Raw genomic sequence first — 15,747 nt, forward strand, 5'->3', positions numbered from 1 at the left:
TCCCCTCGCGGGACTAGCACCTCAGGTCGGCCCACACCACGCGGTGGCCCGCTGAATTGACGAACGTCCCCCAATTTCCGTCGGACAGTTCCCGCACAATGTGAATGCCTCGCCCTGACTCGATCTCTGGAGAAGGGCATTGGGGAACGTGTGGTTCGGACGCGAACGCGCCCGGATCGGTGACCTCAATGCGAAGAAAGCCGGGGCCGCGACTGGCGATTACCATGACCCATTCGCGGTGTACGCCACCCTCCACGTGAGTGCAGGCGTTCGTGACCAGCTCGCTGACGACCTGTTGCGCGTCAAGCAGCACGGCATGGCCGGTCGTGAGCCACCACGTCATGGCCGCCCGGGCCTGCTTCGGAGCCTTGTCGCCACGGCGTAGCCTGGTCGCTCCGATGAGGGTTACCGCCTCTGTTCGCATGAGCATGAAATCCCCGAGTTTGTCCTGTTGCTACGTTTGTCGCCTGCACACAAGATCGCTTTTCTGGCGTATGAGCCAGCCTCAATTAACGCGGATGTCTCTCGAAAGTCACCTCTCACGGTGCCAGCGAACGGCTACGTTAAGTGAGGGATCGGCGGGACAATCACCGCACAGATTTGGCACATGTTGTGTGTGTGGTCCTGTGTGGTTTCGTGGTGACAGAACGGCGGAGGTGCTTGGTGAGCGTTAGTGAATTGGACCCGGACGCTGGGCCGCTGGCTTGGTTCGGATACGAGCTGCGGAAATTCCGCATCGACAAAGGGTTGACCATCGATCAACTCGCGAACCGGGTCGGGTTCAGTCCGAGCCTCGTCGGTAGCGTGGAGCGGGCCGCCAGAAACCCGAGCAAGGACTTCACCGAGCGTTGCGAGGAGGCGCTGGGCCTGTCCGGTGAACTTCTCGCCCGCTGGCCGAGCATAAGCCGGGAACGAAGCCCCAAATGGTTCCGGCCGTGGCTGGAGATCGAGCAGAGCGCCACGGCCTTGCGGACCTGGGAGCCACTCATCGTCCCCGGACTGCTTCAGACCACCGATTACGCGCGCGCCATTTTCACCGGCAAGCCAGGTACAACCCCCGAACAGGTAGAAGAGGCTCTTGCAGCTCGAATGGAGCGGCAAGCCATCCTCGCGCGCTCGAAACCGCCTATGTTTTGGGCTGTTCTGGATGAAGGAATCCTGTACCGTCCAGTTGGAGGCGAGACGGTGACTCGCCTCCAGCTCGAACACCTCATCGTATTGGCTGAAAGCACGCGAATCACCATTCAAGTGCTTCCCTACTCCGCCCTGTCCACCACTGGTCTCCTCGGTGGGTTCATGCTGGCGAAAGTCAACGGAATGCCGGAGGCTGCCTATCTTGAGTCGGCTGGACAAGGCCAAGTGCGGGACGCTCCCGACGAGGTCGCCGCGCTGAGTGTTAGATACGACGCGATATGCGCGGAGGCGCTTCCCCAGCATGTGTCGCTCAAGGTGATCAAAGAGAGACTGGTGACAGCATGGAGCTGAACGAAGAACTGAGGACGGCGGCCTGGCGCAAATCCTCATTCTCCGGTGACAACGGCGGAAACTGCATAGAGGTCGCTCCGCTGAGCGGTGGGCGGGTCGCGATGCGGGACACCGAGCGTCCCGACCTGGAGCCGTGGGTCGTCAGCGGCTCAGTCTGGGCCGCCTTCGGCAAAGGCTGGCGAAACGGCGAATTCGACTTCTAGCAGACCTTTCTAAACGGCTGGTCAGGCAGGTACCTGGTCCATTCGGCCTCGGTCAGTGCTCGTCCGGCCCGTGCGCACACCGCCTTCATCAGAGGTTCCATTGCCATGGGCAGCCGGGTCAGACGGCCCGCCCTGCCCATGGCCAGCAGTTCGGCGGAGTCGGCGGAGAAGGCGATCGATCGCGCGTCGTCCGGAAGCTGGATCTCAGGCCCGATCCGCCGGCCCAGCCGCACGTCCCAGACGGTCAGCGACTTTTCCTGGGACGCGAAGGCGAGCAGCCGGTCGTCGGCGGAGAACGCCGCGGTCCACGATGCCTGGCCTGCCCGCAGCCAATCGCCGACCTGCGCGCCCGTGCTCGTGTCCCAGATGCCCACCTTGCCGGCGAAGTTCGCCGCGACCAGCTTCAGATCGGCGCTGAACCAGACATCCTCCGCCGTGCCGGAGAACAGGAGCCTCGGTCCGAACGCCCGCCCGGACTCCAGGTCGATCAGGCGCAGCAGGCTCGCGTCCAGGCCGATGAGACGTCCGTCGGGGGCGACCGTCCAGCCGAGCAGGCGTGGTCTGGCCACCTGCTTGAGCCGCCGGCCGCCGGGGACCTGCCAGAGCGTGAAGGTCTTCTCATCGGGCGTCCAGAGCCCGGCCGGGGCCAGCAATACGCCGTCCGAACCGGTGGCGGCCGGGATCTTCGCCAGCTCGCGCCGGGTGGCGGTGTCCCAGACGGTGACGTCGTCGCTGCGTTTGATCGCCAGCCGCCCGCCGTCCCGGCTGAAGGAGAGGTCGGCGTCGTAGCTCTGGAATGCCCCTGCCTCGAAGTCCCTACCGTTCAGCGTGATCTTGGTGGAGTCCAGTGCGTGGGCGGCGAGGAGCTTGCCGTCGGCGCTGAACTGTACCTCGTCCAGGGTCTCTTCCCCGGCGAAGTACGGCTGGAGCGTGACGACCGTGTCCTCGCTCAGGTAGCGCAGCCCGGTCGAACCGAAGGCGACCGCGGACACCGGGTCCACTATGGCGCGTTCGAGCATCAGCGGCTCGTCGGCGTTCAGCCGGTAGAGCCTGATCGTCGAGCCGATCCCCGCGAGCACCTTGCCGTCCGGGCTGAACACCGGCACCGCCATGCTCTCCCAGTCGGAGATCGAGGTGATCTCCTTGCGAGAATGGGTGTCGAAGACGGTGAGGCCGTTGTTGCCGCCGACGGCGAGTAGCCGTCCGTCGCGGCTGAACGCCGAGAAGGGGAGACAGTCGGAGCAGATGCCGGGAAATCCGGGCTGTTCCTTGCCTGACGGGAGTGCCCAGCGCCGGCCGCCGGCCACCGCGTAGTCGCCGCCCGGGTGGATCGCGGCCCTGGCGAACGCGGGCAGCATGGTCGTCTTTCCGGTACGCGGGTTGTAGACGGTCTTCCCCTGCCCCCAGTCGATGATGAGGAGGCCGCCGCTGAAGCTGAGCTCCAGGTCGCCCATCTCGGAGGCGAGCACCCGCGGGCCCGTGCGCTTGCCGCTGGCCAGGTCCCAAAGCCTGACGCTCTTGCTGTCGCCGACGGCCAGCAGCCGCCCGTCCTCGCTGACCGCGGCCTCGCGCAGGGGCCTGCTGGTGGCGCCGAGCCCGGCGAAGCCGCCTGTCCGTTTGCCGGACGACACGTCCCACACCTTGACCTCGTCAGAGCTGACGCTGATCAGTGACCGGCCGTCGGAGCTGAGGGCGCGTAGCACGTCGGGGCCGGTGTCCGGGTCGCGAAAGGCGGCGCGGCCCTGGTCGGCGACCGAGGCGAACAGGCTCGACCGGGCCTCGGCCGTGGGGGACAGGCGCGCGGCCGTGGCGCTGAGCAGCATGCCCAGCACAGGGTTCGCGCCTCTCACGGTGTCGGCCACTCCAGCCAGCCGCGCGGACTCGGCCGAGTCGCGCTGCTCGGCGAGCATGACGCTCTGCCGTACGGCCAGACCGCCCGCCACCAGGGCCAGCACCAGGAGTACGGCCAAGCCGATGGACAGGAGCCTGGTCCTGCGGGACCGTCGCCTGGTGAGCGCGGCGGCCGCCGAGAGGAAGTCCCGCTCGCTGGGGGTGAGAGTGATGTTCCGGCGCTCGGCCGCGGCCCAGCGCAACGCGTCGTCCAGCGAGCTGCCGTGGAACAGGTCGGCGTCCCGGCGTCCGTGCTCCTGCCAGCGTTCGGCGGCCGTCCAGATCTGGCGATGCATGACCAGACCGTCCCGGTTCGTGGCGATCCAGATGCGCAGCCGGGGCCAGGCCAGAGGGAGGGCCGGACGCAGCAGCCGTACCGGATCCCCTTTCGAGACCAGGTACGTGAACGCCTCCAGCACCCGCTCGATGTCGTCGGGGAGCTCGGACCTGCGTAGTTCGCGCAGCGCCAGCTCGTCCTTGGCCGTCACCGTGACCAGCCGCAGGAACAGCTCGGGGACCAGCTCCTTGTCGGCGGGGGAGAGCGCGGCGTAGGCGTCCTCGGCGATGACGCCGAGCGCGGGGTCGTCGGCGGCGGCCCCGACCGGCTCGCCGTCGGCGGTGATCCCGACCCGCTGGCCGTCGCCGGCGCCCAAGGCGAGCAGCCGCGAGGTGTCGAGGATGCCGTCGCCGTTCACCAGGCTGAGCAGCAGTTCGCGCGCGGTGGGGCGGCCGGCCGGTTCCTTGGCCAGCGCCGCGCGCACCAGGTGGCGCAGCGAGTCGGGCAGCGCGGACAGGTCGGGTTCGTGGGAGAGTACGCGGTGCATGACCGCGCCCAGAGCCTCCGCGGTGAACGGGTCCTCGCCGGTGGCGGCGTACAGGATGACCGCGCCCCAGGCGAACACGTCCGCGGCCGCCCCCGCCCGCTGGCCTGAGAACACCTCCGGCGCCATGTAATTGGGCGTGCCCGCCACCACACCCGAGGCGGTGAGCGACATCTCCAGCGTGCGGGCCACCCCGAAGTCGATCACCCGGGGCCCGTCGGGGCCGAGCAGCACGTTGTCGGGTTTGAGATCACGGTGTACGACGCCCGCGTCATGGATGGCGGTCAGCGCGGTGGCGATCGCCGCGGCCAGCCGGTGCAGGTCGTCGCCCCGGAACACCCGCCCGGCCTTCCGCAGGCTCGGGCCTTCGACGTACTCGCTGACGATGTACGGCCTGGACCCGTCGAGATGGACGCCGAGCACCCTGGCCGTACAGAACGAGGCCACCCGCTGCGTCGCGGCCGCCTCCTTGGCCATGCGACCGCGCAGCTCGTCCTGGTTGGCCGGGTCACCATGAAGCACCTTGACCGCGACCCTGGCCCCCGCCGGATCGTAGGCCTCGTAGACGACGCCCTGCCCGCCCGCCCCGATCCGAGCGGCCAGCCAGTATTCGCCGAGGCGCTGCGGGTCCCCGTCGAGCAACGTGCTTCCCATGCCCGGTTGGACTACCGGCCCGACCAGATGGTTGCGGGGCGCTTGACTTAAACCCCAGTTCAGGGAGGAGCCTGTCCGCTATGACAGACAACAGCGAAGAAGTGCTCGACAGCCCGACCGGCTGGGTGGCCGACCACATCCGCCGATACGTGGAGACGGACGGCCGGGACGGCCATCTGTACCAGGAATGGCCGACGCTGCTGCTCAGCACGCGCGGCCGGAAGTCCGGCAAACTGCGCCGCACGGCCTTGATCTACGGCCGGGACGGTGACCGTTACCTGCTGGTGGCGTCCAATGGCGGGTCGGACAGCCATCCGGCGTGGTATCTCAACCTGGTCGCCGATCCGGAGGTGACGGTGCAGGTGCTCGCGGACGTGTTCACCGCCCGAGCCCGTACTGTCACCGGTGCCGAGAGGTCGTCGTTGTGGCGGATCATGGCAACGGTCTTCCCGCTCTATGACGATTACCAGAGCAAGGCCGAGCGAGAGATCCCCTTGGTGATCCTGGAGCGCTGATCAACTGATCTCCAGCAGCGCGGGGTCGGGACTGGCATCGGCCACCCCGGCGACTCGGGACATCACATAAAAATGCGGCCCCTTGCAGGGCCGCCCAGTTGGCCGTAACCAACTTCGTGTACCTCCATCGTAGCTACCATCGGCGAGGCTGGCCAATGTTGGAGGTGTCTGCTGGTGAATGTGGTCGCGTACATCGACGGCTTCAACCTGTATCACGGGCTGAAGAGCAAGTACGGGCGTGCGTACTTGTGGCTTGATCTCGTCGAGTTGGTACAAGAAGACCGCTCGGTGCAGAGACTGCGGTTCTCGATGGACGTGCGTGTGTCATCCTGTGCAGACGTTCCACACATACGAGGAAAAGCTGACAGACGTGGCACTGGCAGTGGCCATGACCATGGATGCGGCATCCGCTTACGGTGATATGTCGCTGCTCATGTCGACTGACACCGACTTTCGCCCCGCAGTCGAGGCATCGCTTCGGCTGGCCCCTGCCCGGCCGGTGATGATCGCCTGCCCACCCGGCCGCGTCGGTCCGAAGCACGATTTCTTGGGACAGGTGCTCTCGTTTGCGATACCTGAGAAGCACCTTCAGGCCTCCCTGCTGCCTGAGACTGTTCCAGGTCCAGACGGGCGCATCTATCAGCGCCCGGAGAAGTGGAGCGGGTGACGGTATAGAACCGGCGCGGCTTGGGCCCACGAAAAGGGCCGTTCCAGGTGGCCTACGGGGCGGGAGCTACGCCGGTCGGGCCAGCCGGGCGAAGGACAGGACGACGACCGTCGACAGGAGCCAGCCCAGCATGCTGGCCAGGTTCAGAAGCGTAGAGGTAAGGGTGCCCGCTGAGCTGCGCGTCTCGGCGTACCAGGTGGCGCGCTGGCCCAGTGAGAGGAGCGGGATGACGGTGTCCACCGTGTAGAACACCGGGTCGAAGCAGCGCACCTGACCGTCACCGCACGGCCCGGGCCGGGCGGCAAGCCGGGCCGGTGTCGCGGTGCCGTCCGTCGCCGCCGACGTTCCGTTCACGGTGACCAGGCGGCCATCGACCGCGTACACGTTGCCGCGGGGGTCGGTGGCGCGCAGCGTCTGCTGGACCGCAGGAGTCAGCATCATGACGCCGACCAGGGCGAGCAGGGCGCCCAGCAACCACAAGGTACGGCCCGGACGGTAGCCGTAGCCGACGGTGACCCCATACAGAAGATCCCGCAGGTCGCGAAGCCGGCGGCCCGGTGAGCGGCCACCTGGTGGCTGCTCCTTCCTGGCCCGCTTGCGCTGCTCGATGAGCAGGCGCTCGGCCTCGGCGGGATGGCCGTGCTGGCGGAACACCCTGGCCGCCTGCTCGTACGGTCCCGCGTCGAACGGGACCATGGCGCGCAGCCAGTCGCGACGCGTCCGCCAGTCCCAGGGGCCGTCGAACCGGTCGTACACGAATCCGGCGATCGCCGAACGCCGCGGCCAACTGGCCGGGTCGTCGGCGAGCACGGTGGTGACCGCGCCCGTCAGGTCCACCGACTTCGGGACGTCCTTCCAACGCAGGTGCATGCCGCCGCGGACCGTGGCCGACACCGCCTCGATCCCGTCGGTGAAGGTGCCGTCCGCGCAGTCGAGCCGCCCTTCCACGACGCACCGGCTCAGCGACACGCGGCCGTCGGCGGTGAACCCGCCGGTGAGCTGTATCGACCCTCTGACCACCACCCGCTGGAGCGAGAGCGCCTCCCCCTCGGGGTTGTGCAGCCGGGCGCGGTGGGCGTCCACGATGCCGCCGACCGTCGCCGAGCGGAACAGCAGCCTGCCACCCGTGGTCTCCACGTTCCGCAGGTCCACCGCGCTGTCGACGATCACGCCTTGCGCTGAGATGAGCGAGCCGTCCTCTGGCTCGCTCCACCGGGTTCCCCGGAGGGTTAGGGCTCCCTTGATATGGGCCCCGGTCAGCTTCAGCATGCCCTGGACCGCCACGCCCTCTTCGAAGATGAGACTTGACCGCAGCTCGGCGTTGGTCAGGTCGAGGGCGCGCCCGCCACCGACGGCGAACTCGCACCCCTTGCGGATCTGGATGGTGCTGAAGGACCCCATGGACAGATCCACGCCGCCGCCGAACCGGCACTCGCCTTCGACGCTGAGATCTCCGCCCACGAAAAGGCCCGGCGCGCTGATCGCGGTCCCGCCGTCGCGCTGGCTGGAATAGCCCGCACCTGTGACCGTTTCGCTGGGTTCGAAGTCGGCATTGCGGATGAGGAACTTCCCGGCGACCCTGGCGTTGCTCATGGTGAGACGGCCGTCGATCAGCGGACGGCGGCCCGTCTGGTCGTCGATGAGGAAGACGCTGCCGCCGATCTGGGCGTCGCCCAGATCCAACGCCAGCCCGCGGTCAGGCCGGGTCAGCCGGGCACCGGTCAGGTCGAGCGAGCCCGCCAGTTCGACGCCGAGGAGCCGCATCCCGCCGCGCGCCTCGAAGCCGTGCAACAACCGGATCGTCCCGCCGACCCGCATCCGGTCCGCCTGTACGGCCCGCATGTCGGCGTCTATGACGGTGTCCAAGCAGATCAGGCGGCCGCCGATCTCCGACTCGCACAACCACACCGCCGCGCTGCAGGAGGTGCTGGCCGAGGTCCACAGGCCGCCGCTGATCCGTGACCTGGACAGATCCAGGTCACGGCGTACGCGCAGCCCGTTGGCGAGAATGCCCGGCACCGTGCAGCCGTCCAGCACCAGCAGGTGCAACTCGGCGCCGTCCAGGGCGAGCGGACGGTCGAACACGCAGTTCACGAAGCGCAGCGGATAGGGCACCTGCATGCCGCTCAGGTCGAGGTCGCCGGCGATCCTCGCCCTCTCGATGGCCAACCCGCGCGGGTCGATGTCCGCGCTGCCCCGCCGGCACAGCTCACGCAGCAGACGGCTCTGGACGACGAACTCCTCGCCGTCCTGCGCCCGAAGGACCTGACCGGTCGCACAGGCCCGGAATAAGGTTGCCTCATCAAGCATGTGATCAGCCTATTGAGCGCGACCCCGGCGGGCACGGGCGGGATGATCAGGCCCCTACGCTTCCGGAACCGGAGGCGTACGCCGGTCTCTGTCCGGGTGATCAGGCCCGTAGAAGGCGACAACTCTCAAGAGGAGACTTCGTAGCGGGTGGCGATCGCGGTGGCGCGGTTGCGCAGTGAGGTGCGCAACCACTGCGGGGCCAGGGCTTCCGCGCTCGTGCTGAGCTGCCACAGCGCCCATTCGGCGTGTCTCGCGTCTTGGAAGGTCACCTCCAGCCGCAGCCAGCCGTCTGGGTCGGCTTCTTCGGCGCGGACGGCCAGCGCGGTGCCCAGCAGTTCCTCCCGCCGTGCCGGGTTCATCCGTACCAGCACGGTGACCTGGTCGCCCCCGGCCCGAAACCGGGTGCTGCGTTCCTGCCAGGCTCGGTCCAGGTCGACCCGGTCTGGTCGCTGTGCGGGTTCGGCGAGTTCCTCGGCGGCCAAGATCCGGGACAGCCGGTACGTACGGTCCGCGCCAGACCTCGTGGCCAGCAAATAGCCCCGGTCGCGTATGGTCACCAGGCCGATCGGGTCCACCGTGCGCCACTCCGGGGTCTGGTCCATGGCCGCGTAGTGGATCCGCAGCTTGTGTCCGGCGAACACCGCGCGCAGGACCTCGGCCGCTATGGCGTCAGGCACCTCCTCGGCGACCAGCCGACGCGAGAGCAGGTCGGTCTCCGGGTCGATGAGCAAGCGCTCGGCCGCGCCGGCCGCGGTGTCCCGATAGCTTTCGGGCAGCGCGTCAACCACCTTGAGCATCGCCGAAGCGAGCGCCGAGCCGAGGCCGAATGCCTGCGCGCCGCGCCGCGATCCGGCGACCAGCAGGGCAAGGGCCTCGTCGGGGTTCAGTCCGGTGAGCTCGGTACGGAAACCGGGCAGCAACGCGAAACCGCCGTGCCGGCCGCGTTCGGCGTAGACCGGGACACCGGCCGCGGACAGCGCCTCGATGTCGCGCAGCACGGTGCGGGTGGATACCTCCAGCTCGCGGGCCAGCGCGGCCGCGGACAGCCGACCGTGCTGGCGCAGCAGCAGCACCAGCGAGACCAACCGGTCGGCGCGCATACAAGAACTTTAGCGAAATACACGACACAGGATGTCGTGATTTGTTGGGAGGCTCATCAAGCGCGAGCGGCTACTGAGCTGCTCGACGCACATGATCTCGACGAATCGAATGGAGCTGATATGACAATGGAGCGAACGGCGGTCAACCCGTGGGCGTGGTCGGTGGAGATGGGGTACAACCAGGGGGAGATCGTCTCCGGGCACACCCGGACCCTCTACTGCTCCGGGCAGACCGCGATGAGCGGCGAGGGCAAACCCCAGCATGACGGTGACATGGCGGCGCAGTTGGCGCTGACCCTCGACAACCTGGAGGCCGTGCTCGGCGAGGCGGGCATGTCCCTCGCGAACCTCGTCCGGCTCAACGTCTACACCACCGACGTCGATCTGCTTTTCCAGCACTACGGCGTGCTGGCGTCGCGGTTGGGCGCCGCCGGGGTGGCACCGTCCACCACGATGCTCGGGGTGACACGGCTGGCGATCCCCACTCTGATGATCGAACTTGAGGGGACCGCCGTCGCGTGATGCGACCTCGCCGCCTCCGGCAGGGCAGTCGGAGGCGGCACGAGTAGCAGGCAGGTGGGAACCGAAATCTCGGACACGGCGGCACAGCACAGCTACCCTCGCTGCGGTGACCACCGACACCCTGCCGTCCGAGTCCCCCGATGGCCTGCGAGCCGACATGGTCGCCACGCTCAAGCAAGGCGCCTGGATCCGCTCCCCACACGTCGAAGCGGCTTTCGCGAAGGTGCCGCGTGAGAAGTTCGCTCCGGAGGCGTCGCCCACCGCGGCGTACTCGGCCCAGGACACCGTCGTCACCAAGCGCGGACTCGACGGCAGGGCGACGAGCTCACTCAGCGCGCCCTGGCTCCAAGCCGACATGCTCGAATCAGCCCAGCTCCGCCCTGGCGCGAAGGTCCTGGAAATCGGGTCCGGTGGCTACAACGCCGCCCTCATCGCCGAGATCGTCGGCGACGACGGACTGGTGGTCACTGTCGACATCGACCCCTTCGTTACCGAGCGGGCGGCCCGCTTCCTCGCCGAGACCGGCTACGCGCAGGTGAAGGTCGTGCTGGGGGATGCCGAGCATGCCGCCGAGGAGCACACACCGAGTGGTGGTTTCGACGCCATCATCGTCACCGTGGGCGTCTGGGACATCCCGTGGGGGCGCCTGCTCGCCCTGGGCGGCCGGATGGTCGTGCCGCTGCGCTTCTCCACCATCAGCCGGTCCTTCACTTTCATCCGCGACGGTGACCACTTCCTCGGGCTGAACCCGACGGTGTGCGGCTTCGTTCCCTGCCAAGGCGCCGGAAAGCTGCCTGATCAAGAGCCGGTCCTCGCCGACGGAGCCGTGCGGCTGACGCTGGAGAGCGGCCCCCTGCTCGATATCGCCGGCCTCGAGCAGGCGCTGACCGCCGATCGCACCCAGCTGTGGACCGGCGTCACGGCGGGCAAAGGGGAGCCGTTCGACTCGATGCATCTGTGGATCGCGACCGTGGACGACCGATTCGGCATGTTCTGGCGGGATCCCGACCGCGACTGCGGCATTCCCGCGCCGGCCATGCGCTGGTACTGCCCCGTGCTCATCACCCGAGACAGCTTCGCCTATCTCACGATCCGAGAGCCTGATCGCGACGAGGCCGCACCGGAGCGGTGGGAGTTCGGCGTCTGCGGCTATGGTCGCACCGGCGCTGAACTCGCCCGGCAACTTCACGATCACGTCCTGACCTGGGATCGCCACTGGCGAGACCACCCGATCCCGACGTTCACCCTCTACCCCGCCGAGGCCGCTCCGCGTGCGCCTGCCGTGGGCCGCATCTTCCGCAAACGTCATACCCAGCTGGTCATGGCCTGGTCCTAAGCACGCTGGCTCGGTTCTTGGAGTTCGCCGAGGTCTGGGCGGTAAGTATCCAGCGATCGTGAAGTTGTGGGAAGACGCCTCACCCCGGTTCACACCGGGGAGCACCTCAAATGCTGGCGGTGTGCCCCGCGCAGCGCATGGACTTGCCCTTCTTCACCAACGTGGAGTCGACGACGAGATAGAGCTTCCTCTTGGTCGGGACCTTGACGTCGACGATGATGTCGTAGGAGGCGCCATTGGAGGCGTCCTTCTCATGGAGAATATCCTCGAAGACTTTCTTGTCCTTACCGTGTCGTTCGACCATCAGGCGAAGGTGTGCGGTCTTCAGGCGGATCGGCACCTCGGAGTTCCATCGGTAGATGATGTCGGAGATGCGGTGGTACCCGCCGGACGTCCGGTATTTCAGCTCGAAGTCCGCCTTCTTGCCATCACTCATCGTGCAACTTGCCTTGACGCGATGCAGCGGAACAGCGGTGGCGTGTGCGCCGGAGGCTAACAGGACGAGCGACAGGCCGGCCCCGCTGAGCATTGCCGCGGCCTTTCCGACTATGCGCATCATTTCGCAATCCCCTTCCCGTGGCTGGTGTCTCCGGTTGAGACTAGAGGCGGGGTTGTTGAGTATGAGTTGAGGATCTGTTGGAGCAGGCTGAGGTTGCGCAGTCGCTCCTCATCGCGCAGGGCTCGATGGGGAGGAAATCCAGCTGCAGGTCCTCCAGGCCGCTCGGAACTTCCACAAAACCCCTCCTGGTGAGCAGACGCCCCAAGAGTCTCAAACGTTGTCAACGCTGGTCATCGATGCGTAGTGGTAGCCGAACGGACCGAACTCGGTGAGCGTGCGCAGGTCGACGCAGACGCTGGTGGTGTCCCATCCAGTGGTGGATCAACGATCTCGTTGGTTGCCGACAGGTTCGCTCGGGTTGAGCCGCGGCGGCGGGTGGCCGCGTTCGTGGCCGGGCTGCTGGCCGAACTGCCGCGGAAGAACTGCTGGACCCTGGCCGAACATGCCGGAGACCTGACCCCGGACGGGATGAAGCCCCTGCTGTCACGGGCGAAATGGGATGCCGATCAGGTGCGCGATGACGTACGCGACTTCGTCGTGGAGCAGCTCGGCCAGGCCGACGTCGTGCTCGTCATCGACGAGACCGGTGATCTGAAGAAGGGCAGCGCAACAGCTGGTGTGCAACGTCAATACACCGGTACTGCGGGGCGGATCGAAAACAGCCAGGTCGGCGTGTTCTTGACGTACGCCACCGCGGCCGGGCACGCACTGATCGACCGGGAGCTGTACCTGCCCGAGGGCTGGGCCGCGGACCTGGCCCGGCGCGAGCGGGCGAAGGTGCCCTCCCATCGGCGCTTTGCGAGCAAGCCCGAGCTGGCCGCGCAGATGATCCGGCGGGCGATCGGTGCGGGCATCACCGGCTGGGTGACCGGCGATGAGGTCTACGGCAACAGCACCCCACTGCGCACAGCCCTGGAAACAGAGCAGGTCAGTTACGTGATGGCCGTCGCGGTCAGCCACCGCATCACCACCGCGGCCGGCTCCCGGCGCGTCGATGAGCTGGCCAAGCGGCTGCCCAAGACGGCCTGGCAGCGTCTGTCGTCCGGCGAGGGCGCCAAGGGCCACCGCTTCTACGACTGGGCACTGATCACCATCACCTCCGCACAACCTGGGTGGCGCTGGTTATTGATCCGCCGCCACCGTCGCACCGGCGAACTGGCCTTCTACCGCTGCTACGCGCCCGGCCCGGTGCCGTTGCCGGTCCTGGTCAAGGTGGCCCGCACCCGTTGGCGCATCGAGGAGTGCTTCCAAACCAGCAAGGGCCTGACCGGCCTGGATGAGCACCAGGTCCGTACCTGGACCTCCTGGTATCGATGGACCACGCTGGTCCTGCTCGCCCCCACCTTCCTGGCCGCCGTGACCGCCCATGAACGCGCCGACCAGCATGCCGAGCCCGACCTGGCACCGATGACCTTGGCCGAAGTCCGACGCCTGCTCAACCGCCTGACCAGCGCATCGGTGCGCAGCACGGCGTTTGTCCTGCACTGGTCCCACTGGCGACGCCGCCATCAAGCCCGCGCACGCATCAGCCACTACAAGCGACAAAGCAGCCACAAGAAATGAAGATCACGATCTACGGCTGGAGTATTAGGCGTGGTGAGAGGCGATCAAGCGGAGAAACTACCCCGCACAAGAGCATCTAGCGGCACGCCTCGTGAGCTTCCAAAGCTTCTCTGCACCATGTCAAGCGCAGCATGCTGCGATGGGCGGACGAGGGGTCAAGAGCCTCCTTGCGGAGACAGAAGGCATGCTAAAGGGGCCGATCTCCACTGAGTTCGGCCCCTTCAGTTACTTCCGCTCGACGTCAGAAGTTCGAGCTGTCTCTGTTAGCAGGTTCGATGGTTTTCCAACTATAGAAACCCCTTCTTCTGCGTAATCCGGTGGTTTCCGATCGAGAAGTAGATGCATCGCGCTTAGGGCGCTTCTGCTTGCCTTTGAGTCTGAAGACCGCCAGGTAGCGTGCAACAGCGCGAAGGCGCGCAGCAGCACGTAGGCTGTCGGCGCTGTCGAGAAGACCACGGCGATCGGCTCGTTCAAGCCGCCCTGCAACCATGTGATAAAAGCACCAAGTGCGGCAAGAAAGCCCACTAGCAGCGGTGTCACAACCCCTTCTGGCAACAGCTTCCTCGGGGTACTTCTCCGCGGCCCTGGGGCTGGATGAATGTCGTCATCACGGGTCGTTTGTTCAGGATGCGGCTGATGGGGCTGAACTGCATCAGGGCCAATGTAGAAGTCGGCTCGGGAGTCACTGCCGTGCATCGTGATGCGGGGAAGGCGAAGATCGTCCTCTTCACTGGAGATGTAGATGCTCACGCGGGCGTTGGCCCCGAACATGGTGATCTCAGATGGCTCAGCAGCCTCATCCATTGAGACGGTGTACTCGCTCATGGACCTGTTGTGTAGAGATCGTTCGGCCCTATCGAAGCGAGCCCGTCGACCCTCGGGCAGCTCCCCATCGTCGGGGAGCGAGTTGCCGACTGCTTTGATCTCGAGAGTGTTCTCAGGAACAACCAGTTCCTGGCGCCACGCGTGATCGCGAGAAGGCAGGCCTAGGGCTGTCATGTCGTCCTCGGCGTCCATGTCGTTGATGAGCGCGTCGATGCGCTCGGTCTCTGCGGGATCGGCGTGCATCTTGTCGAGGGCGGCCCGAAATCCCGCAACCTGCCGTTCGATCTTGCTCTGCAGTTGGCAGTCCAGATCGTGCGGCTCCTCATGGTGGTGGCTCATCGAGTCTCCTCCTCCCGAACGGTCTCTTCTTCAGCGTATTTACGAAGATTTTTTAGGGCGAGCCGGGTGTTGTCCTGCACGGCCCTCGACGAGATCTCCAGCAGAGCTGCGGTTTCGATCACGCTGTAGTCCTTCAGATAGCGGGTCTCGATGACCTGCCGTTGCCGAGCCGGAAGCCGGCCAACCAGTCGCTGGAGATCCAGGCGGGATGCGATCTGTTCGATCTCGCTGTTGTCCGTCTCCTGCACGTTCTCGACGTAGTCCGAGTCCGGCAATTCCCTGCCGAACTGCCTCTTATATGCCCTCTTGAGAAGATTGAAGGCAATTTTGCGCATGTAGGCGGGAGGGTTCTCGACCGGCAGTCCCCGCTCCAGACGTCGATGCAAGATCTGGAACGCCTGGTAAGCAGCAGCTTCAGCCATATCCTGTGGACCCCCACGGGCGACCAGGTAGGCGATCGCCTTGACACCGTGTTCACGAATGAACACCTCAACCTCATGATCTCCAGAACTCATGAGCGGATCTCACCCGCGTCCGAGTCCGGCTCATCCCGGACGACCTCGGTGACCAGCTCGCCCGGCTGAACGATGATCACTTTCGGCATAGCGGGGATCCCGAAGGCCTGCTCCTTGCGAAAAACGATCCTGCGGTTGCCGTCGACCTCCTCATTGACGTACTCAACAACGTCAGGCGGCAGCTGTCCAAAGTGATCGGCAAGCGCGCGATCACGCTGCTCGTCTCTCTTGAGCTGACACTCCCTGCTGTGCTTCTTGTCGCGGTGATCGATCAAAGCGACGATCGTCCGCCAGAAGCCGCGCCGCTCCCGCGGCTCTTCCGGTGTCATGTCGGCCATAGATCCTGTCCTAGGGCCTGTATGGAGTTCGGATCTTTAGATCGGTTGAAGGCTTCGGATCCACAAGATGGCTCCGCGTAGGTGGAGCCCGGCGAGATAGCTTTC

15 protein-coding genes are annotated in these 15,747 nt (G+C 66.4%); 7 read left to right on the top strand and 8 right to left on the bottom strand.

Annotation, left to right across the window (positions count from 1 at the left end):
- Positions 1-13: 13 nt before the first annotated feature.
- Positions 14-430: an ATP-binding protein gene (locus tag AB0B64_RS15875; RefSeq protein WP_358178003.1), complete on the bottom strand. Its 417-nt coding sequence runs from the start codon at positions 428-430 to the stop codon at positions 14-16.
- A 233-nt stretch (positions 431-663) separates the two neighbouring features.
- On the opposite strand from AB0B64_RS15875, the gene AB0B64_RS15880 reads away from it, so the two are divergent.
- On the top strand, positions 664-1,485 hold the full coding sequence (locus tag AB0B64_RS15880; RefSeq protein WP_357942595.1) for a helix-turn-helix transcriptional regulator: 822 nt from the start codon (positions 664-666) through the stop codon (positions 1,483-1,485).
- A complete protein-coding gene (locus tag AB0B64_RS15885) occupies positions 1,476-1,688 on the top strand; it encodes a DUF397 domain-containing protein (protein WP_357942597.1) in 213 nt (70 codons plus the stop codon). The genes AB0B64_RS15880 and AB0B64_RS15885 overlap by 10 nt, the downstream gene beginning before the upstream one ends.
- Here the strand turns inward: AB0B64_RS15885 and AB0B64_RS15890 are convergent.
- Positions 1,685-5,053 (bottom strand): WD40 repeat domain-containing serine/threonine-protein kinase, encoded by a 3,369-nt coding sequence (locus AB0B64_RS15890; protein WP_358178006.1) that lies wholly within the window; start codon positions 5,051-5,053, stop codon positions 1,685-1,687. The two genes, AB0B64_RS15885 and AB0B64_RS15890, sit on opposite strands and share 4 nt — an antisense overlap.
- An 80-nt stretch (positions 5,054-5,133) precedes the next feature.
- Here AB0B64_RS15890 and AB0B64_RS15895 point away from each other — a divergent pair, with 80 nt between their 5' ends.
- Both AB0B64_RS15895 and AB0B64_RS15900 read left to right on the top strand, forming a co-directional pair.
- A complete protein-coding gene (locus AB0B64_RS15895) occupies positions 5,134-5,568 on the top strand; it encodes a nitroreductase family deazaflavin-dependent oxidoreductase (RefSeq protein ID WP_358178009.1) in 435 nt (144 codons plus the stop codon).
- Positions 5,569-5,899: 331 nt separating this feature from the next.
- Positions 5,900-6,235, top strand: a complete 336-nt coding sequence (locus AB0B64_RS15900) for a hypothetical protein (RefSeq protein WP_358178012.1) — start codon at positions 5,900-5,902, stop codon at positions 6,233-6,235.
- Between the two features lie 66 nt (positions 6,236-6,301).
- Here AB0B64_RS15900 and AB0B64_RS15905 read toward each other — a convergent pair whose 3' ends face one another.
- Both AB0B64_RS15905 and AB0B64_RS15910 read right to left on the bottom strand, forming a co-directional pair.
- Entirely contained in the window at positions 6,302-8,545 is a 2,244-nt protein-coding gene (locus AB0B64_RS15905) for a hypothetical protein (protein ID WP_357942605.1), read from the bottom strand.
- Between the two features lie 125 nt (positions 8,546-8,670).
- Positions 8,671-9,645 (bottom strand): WYL domain-containing protein, encoded by a 975-nt coding sequence (locus AB0B64_RS15910; RefSeq protein ID WP_357942607.1) that lies wholly within the window; start codon positions 9,643-9,645, stop codon positions 8,671-8,673.
- A 126-nt stretch (positions 9,646-9,771) separates the two neighbouring features.
- On the opposite strand from AB0B64_RS15910, the gene AB0B64_RS15915 reads away from it, so the two are divergent.
- Positions 9,772-10,167 (top strand): RidA family protein, encoded by a 396-nt coding sequence (locus tag AB0B64_RS15915; protein WP_357943104.1) that lies wholly within the window; start codon positions 9,772-9,774, stop codon positions 10,165-10,167.
- Between the two features lie 106 nt (positions 10,168-10,273).
- Positions 10,274-11,503, top strand: coding sequence for a methyltransferase, FxLD system (gene fxlM / locus AB0B64_RS15920; protein ID WP_358178015.1), 1,230 nt, complete (start codon positions 10,274-10,276; stop codon positions 11,501-11,503).
- Between the two features lie 106 nt (positions 11,504-11,609).
- Here fxlM and AB0B64_RS15925 read toward each other — a convergent pair whose 3' ends face one another.
- Positions 11,610-12,062, bottom strand: coding sequence for a hypothetical protein (locus tag AB0B64_RS15925; protein WP_358178018.1), 453 nt, complete (start codon positions 12,060-12,062; stop codon positions 11,610-11,612).
- A gap of 327 nt (positions 12,063-12,389) precedes the next feature.
- Between AB0B64_RS15925 and AB0B64_RS15930 the strand changes: the two genes are divergently transcribed.
- Positions 12,390-13,625 carry an IS701 family transposase gene (locus AB0B64_RS15930; protein WP_358178033.1) on the top strand — a complete coding sequence of 412 codons (1,236 nt, stop codon included), beginning with the start codon at positions 12,390-12,392 and terminating at the stop codon, positions 13,623-13,625.
- 225 nt (positions 13,626-13,850) lie between these two features.
- Here AB0B64_RS15930 and AB0B64_RS15935 read toward each other — a convergent pair whose 3' ends face one another.
- The 3 genes from AB0B64_RS15935 to AB0B64_RS15945 are packed head-to-tail and all read right to left on the bottom strand — an operon-like array spanning position 13,851 to position 15,642.
- Positions 13,851-14,789, bottom strand: a complete 939-nt coding sequence (locus AB0B64_RS15935) for a hypothetical protein (RefSeq protein WP_357942613.1) — start codon at positions 14,787-14,789, stop codon at positions 13,851-13,853.
- Positions 14,786-15,304 (bottom strand): sigma-70 family RNA polymerase sigma factor, encoded by a 519-nt coding sequence (locus AB0B64_RS15940; protein WP_357942615.1) that lies wholly within the window; start codon positions 15,302-15,304, stop codon positions 14,786-14,788. The genes AB0B64_RS15935 and AB0B64_RS15940 overlap by 4 nt, the downstream gene beginning before the upstream one ends.
- Positions 15,301-15,642 carry a hypothetical protein gene (locus AB0B64_RS15945; protein WP_357942617.1) on the bottom strand — a complete coding sequence of 114 codons (342 nt, stop codon included), beginning with the start codon at positions 15,640-15,642 and terminating at the stop codon, positions 15,301-15,303. The genes AB0B64_RS15940 and AB0B64_RS15945 overlap by 4 nt, the downstream gene beginning before the upstream one ends.
- Positions 15,643-15,747 lie beyond the last annotated feature (105 nt).

The organism is Nonomuraea sp. NPDC049129 (assembly GCF_040648495.1).
Lineage (GTDB): Bacteria > Actinomycetota > Actinomycetes > Streptosporangiales > Streptosporangiaceae > Nonomuraea.